Here is a 13226-nt window from a genome sequence, read left to right on the forward strand (position 1 = left end):
CTACAAGATGCGTGCAACCGTGGGCGACCAGCTTGTCCAGCACGGCAGGGTGGTCGGACAGCACGACAAGGTCGGCGAGATCGTCGAAGTGATGGGACGCGAGGGCAACCCCCCGTACCGCGTCAAGTTCGAGGACGGGCACGAGGGCGTGTGCTCACCGGGCCCCGACACCGAGATCCGCCACAAGGAAACCCGACACTAGCGCTCCGCTGGATGGGCGGTTCGCTTGCTGCGGGTCGGTGGGGGCTGGTCGCGCAGTTCCCCCGCGCCCCTGACGGGGCGCTGTTGCGCGCCCGGACCTCACCAGTCCCGCTCGGTCAGCGTGGGGGCCTGGTCGGCCGCCCGTAGTGGTCGGCGACGACCCGTGCCATCGCGCCGATCCGGTCCGTCGCCGCGTCCTTCGCGGCGAAGAAGACATGTCCGCGCGCTTCCGGATGGTTCTTGGCGAGCGTGAGATGCCGGGACAGCTCGCCGGCGTTCTGCCAGGCGGCGGGCTGCGCCGGGTCGCCCGCCTTGTAGAGCGCCTCGCCCACGTACAGCCGGGTCCCGCTGCCCCGTACGGCCGAGGCCCACCAGGGCAGGATCTTGGCGTAGTCGGCCGCCGCGAGGCCGATGTTCCAGTACAGCTGCGGGCAGATGTAGTCGATCCAGTTCTCGCGGACCCACCTGCGGGTGTCGGCGTACAGGTCGTCGTACGTCTGCACCCCCGCCCGGGTGTCGGAGCCGAGGGAGTCCGTGGTGGCGTTGCGCCACACCCCGAAGGGGCTGATCCCGAACTGCGTGCCCGGCCTGATCGACTTGATCCGGGCCGCCATCTCGCCCACCAGCCGGTTGATGTTGTCCCGCCGCCAGTCGGCCCGGTCCGCGAAGCCGCCGCCGTACAGATCGAAGGCGGCGGCGTCGTCGAAGGTCTGGCCCGCCACCGGATACGGGTAGAAGTAGTCGTCGAAGTGAACGGCGTCGACGGGGTACTTGCGCACCGCGTCGAGCATGGCCTCCTGGACGAAGGCGCGGACCTCGGGCAGCCCCGGGTTGTAGTAGAGCTTCCCGCCGTACGTCACCACCCAGTCCGGGTGCTTGCGGGCCGGGTGCGAGGCGACGAGCCGCTGCGGGTCGGTGTGATTGGCGATGCGGAACGGGTTGAACCAGGCGTGCAGTTCCAGGCCCCGGGCATGCGCCTCGGCCACGGCCGAGCCGAGCGGGTCCCAGCCCGGGTCCTTGCCCTGGGTGCCGGTGAGGTACTGCGACCAGGGCTCGTACGGCGAGGGCCACAGCGCGTCGGCCGTCGGGCGGACCTGGAAGATCACGGTGTTGAGGCGGTTGCGGACCGCGGTGTCCAGATGGGTGACCAGTTCCGCCCGCTGCTGGGACGGGCTCAGGCCCGCCCGGGAAGGCCAGTCGCGGTTGGCCACGGTCGCCAGCCACATGCCGCGCATCTCGGTCGCCGCCCGCGGATGCCGCGGCACGGCCGCCGCACTCGACGCCGGTGTGAGGGCCGCCAGCGCGGCCACCGCGAACGCCCGACGTGACAACCGTCCCATCTGCACACCCCATACGCTGCGGACCCGCTCGGTCACGGATCGTCTCCGCGCCCAGGATGCCCGTACCCCGGCGATCGATCATCGATACTTACGGGTAACGTGCACGATCGGAGCAGGCTCCACACAAATGGCGGCCTGCCGCAGGCGTCGATCAGTAAGGGGACGATGTGACCGACATCCAACGCGTCGGAGTCGTGGGCTGCGGACAGATGGGAGCGGGCATCGCCGAGGTGTGCGCCCGCGCCGGACTGGACGTGAAGGTCGCCGAGACCACCGGCGAGGCCCTGGAGATCGGCCGCACCCGGCTGTTCAACTCCCTTTCCAAGGCGGCCGAGCGCGGCAAGATCACGGCGGAGGAGCTGGAGGCGACGCAGGCACGGCTCGGCTTCACCACCGACCTCGGCGAGTTCGCCGACCGCGACCTGGTGATCGAGGCCGTCGTCGAGAACGAGCAGGTGAAGACCGAGATCTTCCAGGTGCTCGACCAGGTCGTGACGCGCCCGGACGCGATCCTCGCCTCCAACACCTCCTCCATCCCGCTGGTGAAGCTCGCGGTCGCCACCTCGCGGCCCGACCACGTCATCGGCATCCACTTCTTCAACCCGGCCCCGGTGCAGAAACTGGTCGAGCTGATCCCGGCGCTCACCACCTCCGAGGGCACGCTCAGCCGGGCCCAGGCCTTCGCCGAGAAGCTGCTCGGCAAGCACGCCATCCGCGCCCAGGACCGCTCCGGCTTCGTGGTCAACGCGCTGCTGATCCCCTATCTGCTCTCCGCGATCCGGATGTTCGAGTCGGGCATCGCCAGCCTCGAGGACATCGACAACGGCATGGAACTCGGCTGCGCCCACCCGATGGGCCCGCTGAAGCTGTCCGACCTGATCGGCCTGGACACGGTCGCCTCGGTGGCGTACTCGATGTACGAGGAGTACAAGGAGCCGCTGTACGCCGCTCCCCCGCTGCTGCAGCGCATGGTGGACGCGGGCCGGCTGGGCCGGAAGTCGGGGTCGGGCTTCTACACCTACGGCTGATTACGGACGGTCAGATTCCGGCCAAGTACACGGGCCCGGCACCGAAGAGGTGCCGGGCCCGTGTCATTCACACACCGTGTGCGCGCCGGGCTCGCATATGCCCCTCGCACACTCTCCCCACACACCCACCAGGCGAGTTCACTTTCTCTGCGCATGCCAGGGATGAGACACGACTACGGAAAGGAGCGGACTCGTGACCGCCGATCCCGAGCATCCGGTCGTAACAGGTGAACTCGCAGAGTTACGACGTCGCCTCGACGTCGCATACGCCCGCGTGGAGGGCGACCTGGCTCTGCTCACGCACCGTACCGAGGAGTCCGCCAAGGAACTCGACGAGCTGAACACCCGGATCAACACACTGGAACACGCGCGCTGGCCACTGCCCGCGATCGCCGCCCTCACCGCCGTGGGTGCTCTCGTCGTGGCGATCTGGCAGGCAGTAGGGCATTGATCAGGGACGTCGCATCAGGGCAAGACGTCCTGCCCCAGCCTGAGGTGGTGCAGCATCAGTAACGCGGCCGCCATGTTGGCGGCCGGGACCTCCCCACGGGCGACCATGTCGGGGACGAGTTTGAGGGGGACCCACTCCCGGCGGTCCGACTCGAAGTCGTCCACGGGCTGTCCGATGTACTCGCCCTCGTCGGCCCAGTAGATGTGGTGCCGGGCGTCGGTGAGCCCATTGGACGGCTCCACGCTCATCAAGTGGCGCAGCGGTCCCGGCCGCCATCCGGTCTCCTCCTCGAGTTCCCTGGCGGCCGCGCAGGCGATGTCCTCGCCGTCCTCGACGACGCCCGCCGCGAGTTCCCACCCCCAGCTGTCGGTGATGAAGCGGTGGCGCCACAGGAGGAGCACTTCATTGGCCTCGTTGACCACTGTGGCCACGGCGACCGGCCGCAGCCGTATGAGGAAGTGGTCCAGGTGCCGACCGTCAGGCAGCTCCACGTCTGCCAGGTTGACGGTGAACCAGCGGTTTTCATACACAGTTTGTTCGTTCTGTTTCGTCCACTGCACGGTTCTGCCACCTTCCGTCGAGTAAGTGGCAATATCGCAGCAGGGACTATGAGTGTCGGTGTTCGAGCGCCGGATTACAGCGGTACGCGCAGTGCTCCGTCGATGAGTTCGGCAGCCTCGGCCGTGCCCGCACAGCCGCTGCGCACCAAGTGCTCGCGTACCGCCCGGAGTCTGTCGCGCAGCCGCTGGGACTCCATCCCCCGGGCCTGTTCGGCCATCTGCACCGCGGTGGCCACCGCCTTGTCCGCGTTGCCCTGCCGCAACTCGATCGTGCTGAGCATGGCGAGCCGGTGCACCCGCCCGCGATCGTGGGCCGGGTTTCCGACGGCAGCCGCGGCATGCTCCCCCGCCGCCGCCAGCTCACCGAGGCTGAGAAGCGCCTCAGCCACCTGGACGTTGACGAGTCCCGGCTGGACATAGCCCGTCTCGTCGGGCTCGTATCCACGCCGGATGCGTTCGGCGGCCGTCTCGGCACGCCGGATGCAGGACAGGGCGCTCGTGCCGTCGCCCAGGTGCGCGTACGCCTTCGCCTGCATCGCGTACAGGTCGGAGGCGAGAGCCGGGGTGATGTGCTTGCCCGCCGCCCGCAGCGCGGCCTCCGCGAAGGCCACGGCCTGGCGGTGCTCCCGCATGAACAGGGCCTGGTTGACGAGGAGCGCGATGATGTACGCCCCGAGTCCCCGGTCCCCGCTGGCCTTCGCGAGCCTCAGCGCCTGGTGGAAGTAGCGCTGGGCGAGCCCGTGGGCATCGGAGTCGTATGCGCAGATCCCGGCGATCGCCACCAACCCGCCGGTGGCCCGGTGCACCTGGCGGCCGGTGGCGTCGGTGTAACTGCCGCGCAGCAGCGGCGCGGCCTCGGAGTTGAGGAAGCCGACGATCCGGGTGCGGGTCGCCATACCGCCGGCCTTGCGGTACATCTGCTCGTAGTGCGTACGGGCGGCGCGCAGCATCTCCAGGTCGGAGGGGGTGACCCGGTGCCGGCCGCCGCGGGAGACGTCGACGTCCTCCGGCGGGTTCTCCCACTCCCAGACCGGCATCACGGCGGGCGTGCCGGTGACGGCGGGAGCGCCCAGGATGTGCGGGCGTTGCTGTTCGTCGGAGCGCCACAGCGCGGTGGCCCGCTCGACGAAGCCGGACAGCGAGGTGCCGTGCGGGGCGGACGGCTCGCCGGGCACGCCGAGGCCGATGTCGTCGAGTGTGACGGAGCGTTGCAGTCGGGCGGCAAGTACCTCGCAGATCAGGTCGGGGACCTGGCCGCGGGGGCGCTGGCCCTTCAACCACCGTGCCACGGCGGTGTGTTCGTACCTGAGCGCGAGGCCGCGGGCCCGTCCCGCCTGGTTCACGTGTGCGGCCAGTCCCGCGTGTGAGATCCCCGCCTCGTCCAGGATCGCGTCGAGCAGAGTGTTGGGCTGCATGGGTTGCCCCCCGGGTGGCTCGGTGGCGTCAGATTAGTGGTTCCGTCTTCACACGGGGTGTGAACCGAGTGCGCGAATCCGCACCGTGCGCGCGCTGTTGCGGAGAGTTGCCGACCGGTTGACTGAAATGCCTCGTCAGAGGCCGGCCGGGCCGCCGGCTCCCCCTCGTACAGTGCGGCGGCCCTGCCGGGGGCTTGGCGGTGCGACTAAACGCCGTTGCGCTGAGGGTGGTTTGTCGGCTGCGGGTTGTGTGTGGTTGCTCGCGCAGTTCCCCGCGCCCCTATCGGGGCGTTGTAGTGCACCTGCGTTCGTTCGTTCCGTAGGACCAGTAGTGCTACGTCGTCCGTGAGTCTGCCTGCCGTGTGGCGCAGGAGTTGGGTGAAGACTGTGCCCAGGAGGGGCTGTGGGGTGTTCACGCCGTCGCTCAGGGCCTCCGTGAGCACGATCGGCAGCGGGAAGAACCGGCCATGAGCGTCTCGGGCGTCCTCGGCGCCGTCCGTGTAGAGGAGCAGCGCTTCTTCGGGCTTCAGTTGGCCGCAGGGTACGGCGGGCAGGTCGGGTGGGAGTGGGAAGGGGCCCAGTGGGGGCAGGGGGTCGGCGTGGGTGAGGGGTTCCACATGCGTGCCAGTGAGACGGTACGGCCAGGGGTGGCCGCAGTTGAGGGCGTGCATCTCGCCGTCCGGACCGATCTCCAGCAGCAGGACCGTGATGAACTCCTCGGCGACCGGGCTGTCGGGGGCGGCACGGGCGCGCTCGCGCAGATGACGGGCCAGCGCCCGCTCCAGCCTGCGCAGCACACCACCGAGGTCGGGCTCGTCGTGCACGGCCTCACGGAAGCTGCCGAGGACGGCGGCGACGGTGCCGATGGCGGCGAGACCGTGTCCGCGTACGTCGCCCATCACGGCCCGTACGCCGTGCTCGGTGGCGATGACCTCGTACAGGTCGCCGCCGATGACCGCGCCGCGCTCCGCGGACAGTTGGGCGGCGGAGACGTGCAGTCCGTCGATACGGGGCGGCAACGGCCGTAGCAGCACACTCTGGGCGGCGCCCGCGACCCGGCGCACCTGCCGCAGCTCACGCAGCAGCGCCTGCCGGACATGGACGATCAGCCCCGTGCCCACGGCGAAGAAGACGGCGCTGGTGACGATGCGTGCCCCGAACCCGTTCTGCTGGGCGAGCGGACAGGCCATCTTGTACGTGATCGCTATGGCGCCCCACACCGTCGGCAGCCCGATCGCGAGCACCCGGCGCCCCGCCCTGCGGGGAACCCCAGCCTTGATGCGGTTCATGCCGATGGCCCCCCAATAGGCCCTGACAGCACAGAATCGGACCGGCCCCGAAAGACCGGTCCGATTCTGTCGACCACATGGCCCGGAAGAACCAGATCACCCCAAAAGGTCACCCCATTGAGTGAGGTGACTGCAGCGCCCCTTTAGGGGCGCGGGGCTGTGTCAATTTGCGGCTCCGCCGCGTGGGCGCGACAAGCCACGACGAAACCCGCACCCGGCAGACCACACAATCCCCCACGGCGCCTAGCCCCTCAGAACAGCCCCTACACGCTCACCCGCAAGGGCAACCGCCGCATCCCGAGCCGCAGAAGCCTCATCAACGGTCAGCGTCCGATCCCCCGCCCGGAACCGCAGCGCATACGCCAGCGACTTGCGGCCCTCCCCGAGCTGGTCCTCGTTCTCGTAGACGTCGAACAGCCGGATCGCCTCGAGGAGTTCACCCGCGCCCTCACGCAACGCGGCCTCCACATCGACCTGCGGCACGAACTTGTCGACGACCAGGGCGACATCCTGCGTGGCGACCGGGAACGTGGAGATGCTCGGCGCCTGTGGCGTGCCGTCGCCGACCTGCTCCAGAGCGTCCAGGTTCAGCTCCATCGCACAGGTACGCGCGGGCAGGCCCAGGGCCTTGAGCACACGAGGGTGCAACTCGCCCGCATGGCCCACGACCGTCTCCGTGCCGTCGAGGACGACCACGAACTCGGCGCAACGGCCCGGGTGCCACGGGCCGTACTGACCGCTGCGGATGATCAGGTCAGCCCCGGCTTCCCGCGCGGCGACGCGCCCCGCGTCCACCGCGTCGGCCCACCCCCCCGGACGGCCCTCGCCCCACCAGCCGGCCTGCTCGCGCGCGCCCGCGAGGACGACCGCGACATGCCGCGGCTGGTCCGGCAGCACGGCGTTCAGCGCGGCGATCTCCTCGTCCGTGGGACGCCGGTCGACCGGCAGATGGGGGGTGGCGACCCGCTGCTCCTCGCCCGGCTGGAAGACCAGCCCGGTCTCGAACAGGGCGAGGTCGTGCGAGCCGCGGCCGTCATTGCGCCGCAGCGCGCCCAGCAGGCCCGGCAGCAGCGACGTACGGAGCGCGGGCTCCTCGTCGTTGAGCGGGTTGACGAGCTTGACGACGCGGCGGGCCGGGTCGTCCGCGTCCAGGCCGAGCTGGTCGAAGACCTGCTCGGCGATGAACGGGTAGTTCGGCGCCTCGACGTATCCGGCTCCGGCCAGCGCCCGGCCGACGCGGCGGTGCAGCCGCTGGCGGTGGGTCAGGCCCCGGCCGGAGGGCGGCTTGGGCAGCGTGGAGGGCAGGTTCTCGTAGCCCTCCAGGCGGATGACCTCTTCGGCGAGGTCGTTCTGCTCCAGGAGGTCGGGCCGCCAGGACGGGACGGTGACGATCAGCTCGTCCTGCCCGTACACATCACAGCCGACCTGCTGGAGGCGGCGTACGACGGTCTCGCGGCCGTAGTCGACGCCGGCGACCTTGTCCGGGTGGTCGGCCGGGACGGTGATCGTGTGCGGTGCGGACGGGGCGATGACCTCGGTGACCCCGGCCTCGGCGGTGCCGCCGGCGAGCAGGACCAGCAGGTCGACCGTGCGCTGGGCGGCAGCGGCGGCGGCCTGCGGGTCGACGCCGCGCTCGAAGCGGCGGGACGCCTCGGAGGACAGCTTGTGGCGGCGGGCGGTGCGGGCGATCGCGACCTGGTCGAAGTGCGCGGCCTCGATCACCACGTCGGTCGTCGCGTTCTCGACGTCCTCGTGGTCGGCGATCTCGGTGTTGGCGCCGCCCATGACTCCGGCGAGCCCGATCGGTCCGCGGTCGTCGGTGATCACCAGGTCCTCGGCGTGCAGCTTCCGCTCGACGCCGTCGAGGGTGACGATCTTCTCGCCCTCGGCGGCCCGGCGGACACCGATCGTGCCCTGGACGAGGGAGCGGTCGTAGGCGTGGAGCGGCTGACCGAGTTCCATCATCACGTAGTTGGTGATGTCGACGGCGAGCGAGATCGGGCGCATGCCGACCTTCTGCAGGCGGCGCCGCAGCCAGATCGGGGAGCGCGCCTCGGAGCTGAGGCCGGTGACCGTACGGGCGGTGAAGCGGTCGCAGCCGAGCGGGTCGGAGACCTGGACCGGGTAGCCGAAGGCGTTCGGGCCGGGGACGTCGAGGAGGGCCGGGTCGCGCAGCGGGAGGCCGTAGGCGATGGCGGTCTCGCGGGCGACGCCGCGGATGGACAGACAGTCGCCGCGGTTGGCGGTGACGGCGATGTCCAGTACCTCGTCGACGAGTTCGAGCAGCTCGATGGCGTCCTTGCCGATCTCGGACTCCGGCGGCAGCACGATGATGCCCTTGGTGCCGTCGTCGCCCATGCCCAGCTCGTCGCTGGAGCAGATCATGCCGTGGGACGTCTTGCCGTAGGTCTTGCGGGCGCTGATCGCGAAGCCGCCCGGCAGGACCGCGCCGGGGAGCACGACCACGACCTTGTCGCCGACGGCGAAGTTGCGGGCGCCGCAGACGATCTCCTGGGGCTCACCGGTGCCGTTGGCGGTGCCGACGTCGACGGTGCAGAAGCGGATCGGCTTCTTGAACTCCGTCAGCTCCTCGATGGTCAGCACCTGGCCGACGACCAGGGGGCCCTTGAGGCCGTCGCCGAGCTGCTCGACGGTCTCGACCTCAAGACCGGCCGAAATGAGCTTGGCCTGCACGTCACGACCGGTCTGCGTCTCCGGCAGGTCGACGTACTCCCGCAGCCAAGAAAGCGGGACCCGCATCAGATCTCCATCCCGAACGGCCGGGTGAACCGGACGTCACCCTCGACCATGTCTCGCATGTCCTCGACGTTGTGGCGGAACATCAGCATCCGCTCGATGCCGAACCCGAAGGCGAAGCCGCTGTACTTCTCCGGGTCGACGCCGCAGGCGGTGAGCACCCGCGGGTTGACCATGCCGCAGCCGCCGAGCTCGATCCAGCCTTCGCTGGAGCAGGTACGGCAGGGCCGGTCGGGGTTGCCGACGGACTCGCCGCGGCAGACGTAGCAGACCATGTCCATCTCGGCGGACGGCTCGGTGAACGGGAAGAAGTTCGGCCGCAGCCGCGTCTTCATGCCCTCACCGAACAGTGACTGGACCATGTGGTCCAGGGTGCCCTTGAGGTCCGCCATGGTGAGGCCCTCGTCCACGGCGAGCAGCTCGACCTGGTGGAAGACCGGCGTGTGCGTGGCGTCCAGCTCGTCGGTGCGGTACACGCGGCCGGGGCAGATCACGTACACCGGCAGCTCACGGTCGAGCAGCGAGCGGATCTGCACGGGCGAGGTGTGCGTGCGCAGGACGACGCCGGAGTCGGCGGAGCCGTCCGCGCCCTCGATGAAGAACGTGTCCGCCTCACCGCGGGCCGGGTGGTCCGGGCCGATGTTGAGCGCGTCGAAGTTGAACCACTCGGCCTCGACCTGCGGGCCCTCGGCGACCTCGTAGCCCATGGCCACGAAGACGTCCTCGATGCGCTCGGACAGAGTGGTGAGCGGGTGGCGGGCGCCGGCCGGTACGCGGTCGTACGGCAACGTGACGTCCACCGCCTCCTCGACCAGCACCCGGGCGTCACGCTCGGCCTCCAGTTCTGCCTGGCGGGCGGTGAGCGCCTTGTTCACGGCGCCGCGGGCCATGCCGACACGCTTGCCGGCCTCGGCCTTGGCGTGCGGGGGCAGGGCCCCGATCTCGCGGTTGGCGAGGGCCAGCGGGGAGGTACCGCCGGTGTGCGCGACCTTGGCCTCCTGGAGCGCGTCGAGGGAGTCCGCGGCGGCGAAGGCGGCGAGCGCCTCGTCCCGCATGCGCTCGATCTCTTCCGGTTTCAACGCCTCGACCTCGACTGGGTCGTACGACTTATTCGGTGCCGACATCTCTTCCCGTGCTTCCGATTGGCTGGCTGAAGGTCCCCGTCGCCGACTCGTCAGGGCGGTATCCGGGACACATGGGTGCCAAAGGCCGAGTCTAACGGGGTGGAGGTATGCGAATGCGCCCGCGGGCCGCTCAGGCCAGGTAGGCCGGAGTGCTCACGGGCAACGTAAATCGGAACTCGGCGCCGCCGCCGGGGGCGCGGCCGACCGTGATGGTGCCGCCGTGGGCCTCGACGATGCCCTTGACGATGTAGAGCCCGAGGCCGGTGCCGCCGCGCTTGCTGCCCCGCCAGAAGCGGGTGAAGACGCGGTTCATGGACTCCTCCGGGATACCTGGGCCCTCGTCGCTCACGGTGACCGATGTGCCGGTGTCCTCTCCCTCGCGGGGGGACGTGGCTGGCGTTACGTCAATCGTGACGGTTCCCTCGCCGTGCCGCACGGCATTTTCCAGCAGGTTGCTGAGCACCTGGTCGACCTTGTCGGGATCGGCCCACAGGTCGGGCAGCGGCTGTTCGACGCGGAGCAGGAACCGGTCGGCGGGCAGCCCCGCGGCGACGTATGCCTGGATGTGCCGGCCGACGGCGGCGCCGATGTCGACGGGCTGGCGGCGCAGTTCCAGCCGCCCGGAGTCGATGCGGGAGATGTCGAGGAGCTCGGCGATGAGCCGGGTGACGCGGTCGGCGTCGGCGTCGACGGTCTCCAGCATCAGCCGCTTCTGGTCGTCGGTGAACCTCTCCCACTTGGCGAGGAGGGTGGCGGTGAAGCCCTTGACGGAGGTGAGAGGGGAGCGCAGTTCGTGGGCGACGGTCGCTATCAGTTCGGCATGGCTGCGCTCGGTGCGGCGGCGGGCCTCGGTGTCGCGGAGACAGACGACGACGCGGTGGACGGGACCGGTGGGTTCGGTCCGGACGTATCGCGCGGAGACGAGGACTTCGCGCCCGCCGGGCAGCAGCAGATTCCGCTCGGGCTGGCCGACCCTGATGGCGAGGCCGCCGTACGGATCGGTCAGCTGCCACCAGCGCCTGCCCTCCAGGTCCTCTAATGGCAGGGCCTTGTCCAGCCGCCGGCCGAGGGCGTCGGCGGCGGGGACGGCGGTGATGCGCTCGGCGGCGGCGTTGAAGCAGACGACCCGCCCGTGCTCATCGGCGACGACGAGGCCGTCCGGCAGCTGATCGGGGTCGATGCCGAGCCCGGCGACATCGCCGGACGGCCGGGACACGGGCGGTCGCCCCACGTCCCGTGCTCCCGGCGCGTTGCTGGTGCCGATGGTCATCCCCGTACCCCACCTCTCACGACGGCGCAGGGCCCCCGAGCAGGTCACCCTACTAGCTCACGGTGACGGAGCGGCACCCTCCGGAAGCGCGCTGTGCACGCGCGGACGCATAGAGACATACGGCGGCGGCGGTGGCGAGGTTCAGGCTCTCGGCCTTCCCGTGGATCGGAACCCGCACGACGGCGTCCGCCAGCGCGCGGGTCTCCTCCGGCAGCCCCCACGCCTCGTTCCCGAACACCCAGGCCGTCGGCCCGCCCATGGTGCCCTTGTCCAGCTCGTCGTCCAGGTCGTCGGTCCCGGCCCCGTCAGCGGCGAGAATCCGTACCCCGGCGTCCTTGAGCCCCGCCACGGCCCGCTCGACGGGGACCCCGACGGCGACCGGCAGATGAAACAGCGACCCGACGGAGGCCCGCACGGCCTTGGGGTTGTACAGATCGACGGACGCGTCAGTGAGTACGACCGCCTCGGCGCCGGCGGCATCGGCACACCGCAGTACGGTCCCGGCATTCCCCGGGTCCCGCACATGCGCCAGCACGGCGACCAGCTTGGGACGGGCGGCGAGGATCTCCTCGAACGGCGTGTCCAGGAACCGGCAGATCCCGACGAGGCCCTGCGGGGTGACAGTGGTCGAGATCTCGGCGATGACCTGCTCGGAGGCGAGGTGCACGCGCGCGCCGATGTCCCGGGCCCGCCCGACGATGTCGGCGTACCGCTCCGCGGCCTCCACGGTGGCGAACAACTCGACCAACGTGTCCGCCTGCTCCCCCGCCTCCCGCACAGCCTGCGGCCCCTCCGCAAGAAACAGCCGCTCCTTCCCCCGGAAGTTCCGCTTGGCCAGCCGCCGGGCGGCGGAGACCCGGGGGGACCGGGGGGAGATCAGCTCGGGAGATACGGGGGGCATGCAGCTCACCTTCGGAAAGAAGACCGGTGCTCACACAGCAACGGACCCGCAGGCAGAAACCCACGGGTCCGTTCAGTCACGTCGGCTCGAAGCCAGCGCCAGCGTCACGCGGCCTTCGGCGCGTTGACGTCCGCCGGCAGCGCCTTCTGCGCGACCTCGACGAGCGCGGCGAACGCGGTCGGGTCGTTGACGGCCAGCTCGGCCAGGATCTTGCGGTCGACCTCGATGCTCGCGGCGTTCAGACCCTGGATGAAGCGGTTGTACGTGATGCCGTTGGCGCGGGCAGCGGCGTTGATGCGCTGGATCCACAGCCGACGGAAGTCACCCTTGCGCTTCTTGCGGTCGTTGTAGTTGTAGACCAGCGAGTGGGTGACCTGCTCCTTGGCCTTGCGGTACAGGCGCGAGCGCTGACCGCGGTAGCCGGAGGCCTGCTCGAGGATCGCCCGGCGCTTCTTGTGGGCGTTGACTGCCCGCTTGACGCGTGCCACTTGTTAACTCCTTGTAGCGGGGCCGTGGTTGGACTCACACGGCCCGGAATCGATTGGGTCCCGGTCCTGGCGTACGGCGCTCGGTGATCGGAAGATCAGGCGCCCGTACGTCACTTGCCGAGAAGCTTCTTGATCTTCTTGGCGTCGCCCGGGGCCATCTCGGCGTTGCCGGTGAGGCGACGCGTCAGTCGGGACGACTTGTGCTCGAGCAGGTGGCGCTTGCCGGCGCGCTCACGGAGCACCTTGCCGGAGCCGGTGACCTTGAAGCGCTTGCTGGCACCGCTGTGCGACTTGTTCTTCGGCATAGCGCCGTTCTCTCCTCGTCAGTGGCGCTCCGATGCCCGGTCGTGAAACCGGGCACGGTGGAGCGTCGCTCTTGTATCGGTTATGTCCTGGGGACTC

13 protein-coding genes are annotated in these 13226 nt (G+C 70.1%); 3 read left to right on the forward strand and 10 right to left on the reverse strand.

The window, feature by feature from the left end; all coding sequences use genetic code 11:
• The first annotated feature begins 7 nt into the window (after positions 1-7).
• Positions 8-202, forward strand: a complete 195-nt coding sequence (locus QQY66_RS08350; protein ID WP_301978450.1) for a DUF1918 domain-containing protein — start codon at positions 8-10, stop codon at positions 200-202.
• A gap of 115 nt (positions 203-317) precedes the next feature.
• Here the strand turns inward: QQY66_RS08350 and QQY66_RS08355 are convergent, their stop codons facing one another.
• Entirely contained in the window at positions 318-1541 is a 1224-nt protein-coding gene (locus tag QQY66_RS08355) for a glycoside hydrolase family 10 protein (protein WP_301987232.1), read from the reverse strand.
• Positions 1542-1708: 167 nt separating this feature from the next.
• Between QQY66_RS08355 and QQY66_RS08360 the strand changes: the two genes are divergently transcribed.
• Positions 1709-2569 carry a 3-hydroxybutyryl-CoA dehydrogenase gene (locus QQY66_RS08360; RefSeq protein WP_301978451.1) on the forward strand — a complete coding sequence of 287 codons (861 nt, stop codon included), beginning with the start codon at positions 1709-1711 and terminating at the stop codon, positions 2567-2569.
• Positions 2570-2762: 193 nt separating this feature from the next.
• Positions 2763-3020 carry a hypothetical protein gene (locus QQY66_RS08365; RefSeq protein WP_301978452.1) on the forward strand — a complete coding sequence of 86 codons (258 nt, stop codon included), beginning with the start codon at positions 2763-2765 and terminating at the stop codon, positions 3018-3020.
• 14 nt (positions 3021-3034) lie between these two features.
• On the opposite strand, the gene QQY66_RS08370 is transcribed toward QQY66_RS08365, so the two are convergent.
• The 9 genes from QQY66_RS08370 to rpmI all read right to left on the reverse strand — a co-directional run bounded on the left by QQY66_RS08370 (position 3035) and on the right by rpmI (position 13129).
• Complete coding sequence (locus QQY66_RS08370; protein ID WP_301978453.1) at positions 3035-3580, reverse strand: NUDIX hydrolase; 546 nt, start codon at positions 3578-3580, stop codon at positions 3035-3037.
• Between the two features lie 74 nt (positions 3581-3654).
• Entirely contained in the window at positions 3655-4995 is a 1341-nt protein-coding gene (locus QQY66_RS08375; RefSeq protein ID WP_301978454.1) for a transcriptional regulator, read from the reverse strand.
• 206 nt (positions 4996-5201) lie between these two features.
• On the reverse strand, positions 5202-6284 hold the full coding sequence (locus QQY66_RS08380; protein ID WP_301978455.1) for a PP2C family protein-serine/threonine phosphatase: 1083 nt from the start codon (positions 6282-6284) through the stop codon (positions 5202-5204).
• Positions 6285-6527: 243 nt separating this feature from the next.
• Positions 6528-9044 carry a phenylalanine--tRNA ligase subunit beta gene (gene pheT / locus QQY66_RS08385; protein WP_301978456.1) on the reverse strand — a complete coding sequence of 839 codons (2517 nt, stop codon included), beginning with the start codon at positions 9042-9044 and terminating at the stop codon, positions 6528-6530.
• The gene (gene pheS / locus QQY66_RS08390; protein WP_301978457.1) at positions 9044-10165 is read right to left on the reverse strand and encodes a phenylalanine--tRNA ligase subunit alpha; all 1122 of its coding nucleotides are present in this window, start codon (positions 10163-10165) and stop codon (positions 9044-9046) included. The genes pheT and pheS overlap by 1 nt, the downstream gene beginning before the upstream one ends.
• Before the next feature lie 130 nt (positions 10166-10295).
• Positions 10296-11435: an ATP-binding protein gene (locus QQY66_RS08395; protein ID WP_301978458.1), complete on the reverse strand. Its 1140-nt coding sequence runs from the start codon at positions 11433-11435 to the stop codon at positions 10296-10298.
• Between the two features lie 52 nt (positions 11436-11487).
• A complete protein-coding gene (locus tag QQY66_RS08400) occupies positions 11488-12336 on the reverse strand; it encodes an RNA methyltransferase (RefSeq protein WP_301978459.1) in 849 nt (282 codons plus the stop codon).
• Positions 12337-12440: 104 nt separating this feature from the next.
• Positions 12441-12824: a 50S ribosomal protein L20 gene (rplT, locus tag QQY66_RS08405; protein ID WP_301978460.1), complete on the reverse strand. Its 384-nt coding sequence runs from the start codon at positions 12822-12824 to the stop codon at positions 12441-12443.
• 110 nt (positions 12825-12934) lie between these two features.
• Positions 12935-13129 (reverse strand): 50S ribosomal protein L35, encoded by a 195-nt coding sequence (gene rpmI, locus QQY66_RS08410; protein ID WP_007829094.1) that lies wholly within the window; start codon positions 13127-13129, stop codon positions 12935-12937.
• Between the last annotated feature and the right edge of the window lie 97 nt (positions 13130-13226).

Source organism: Streptomyces sp. DG2A-72 (assembly GCF_030499575.1).
GTDB lineage: Bacteria > Actinomycetota > Actinomycetes > Streptomycetales > Streptomycetaceae > Streptomyces.

Coding starts and splice junctions, on each gene's coding strand:
- QQY66_RS08350 (WP_301978450.1), top strand. CDS start 8: ATGCGTGCAACCGTGGGCGACCAGCTTGTCCAGCACGGCAGGGTGGTC.
- QQY66_RS08355 (WP_301987232.1), bottom strand. CDS start 1,541: ATGGGACGGTTGTCACGTCGGGCGTTCGCGGTGGCCGCGCTGGCGGCC.
- QQY66_RS08375 (WP_301978454.1), bottom strand. CDS start 4,995: ATGCAGCCCAACACTCTGCTCGACGCGATCCTGGACGAGGCGGGGATC.
- QQY66_RS08380 (WP_301978455.1), bottom strand. CDS start 6,284: ATGAACCGCATCAAGGCTGGGGTTCCCCGCAGGGCGGGGCGCCGGGTG.
- pheT (WP_301978456.1), bottom strand. CDS start 9,044: ATGCGGGTCCCGCTTTCTTGGCTGCGGGAGTACGTCGACCTGCCGGAG.
- pheS (WP_301978457.1), bottom strand. CDS start 10,165: ATGTCGGCACCGAATAAGTCGTACGACCCAGTCGAGGTCGAGGCGTTG.
- QQY66_RS08395 (WP_301978458.1), bottom strand. CDS start 11,435: ATGACCATCGGCACCAGCAACGCGCCGGGAGCACGGGACGTGGGGCGA.
- QQY66_RS08400 (WP_301978459.1), bottom strand. CDS start 12,336: ATGCCCCCCGTATCTCCCGAGCTGATCTCCCCCCGGTCCCCCCGGGTC.
- rpmI (WP_007829094.1), bottom strand. CDS start 13,129: ATGCCGAAGAACAAGTCGCACAGCGGTGCCAGCAAGCGCTTCAAGGTC.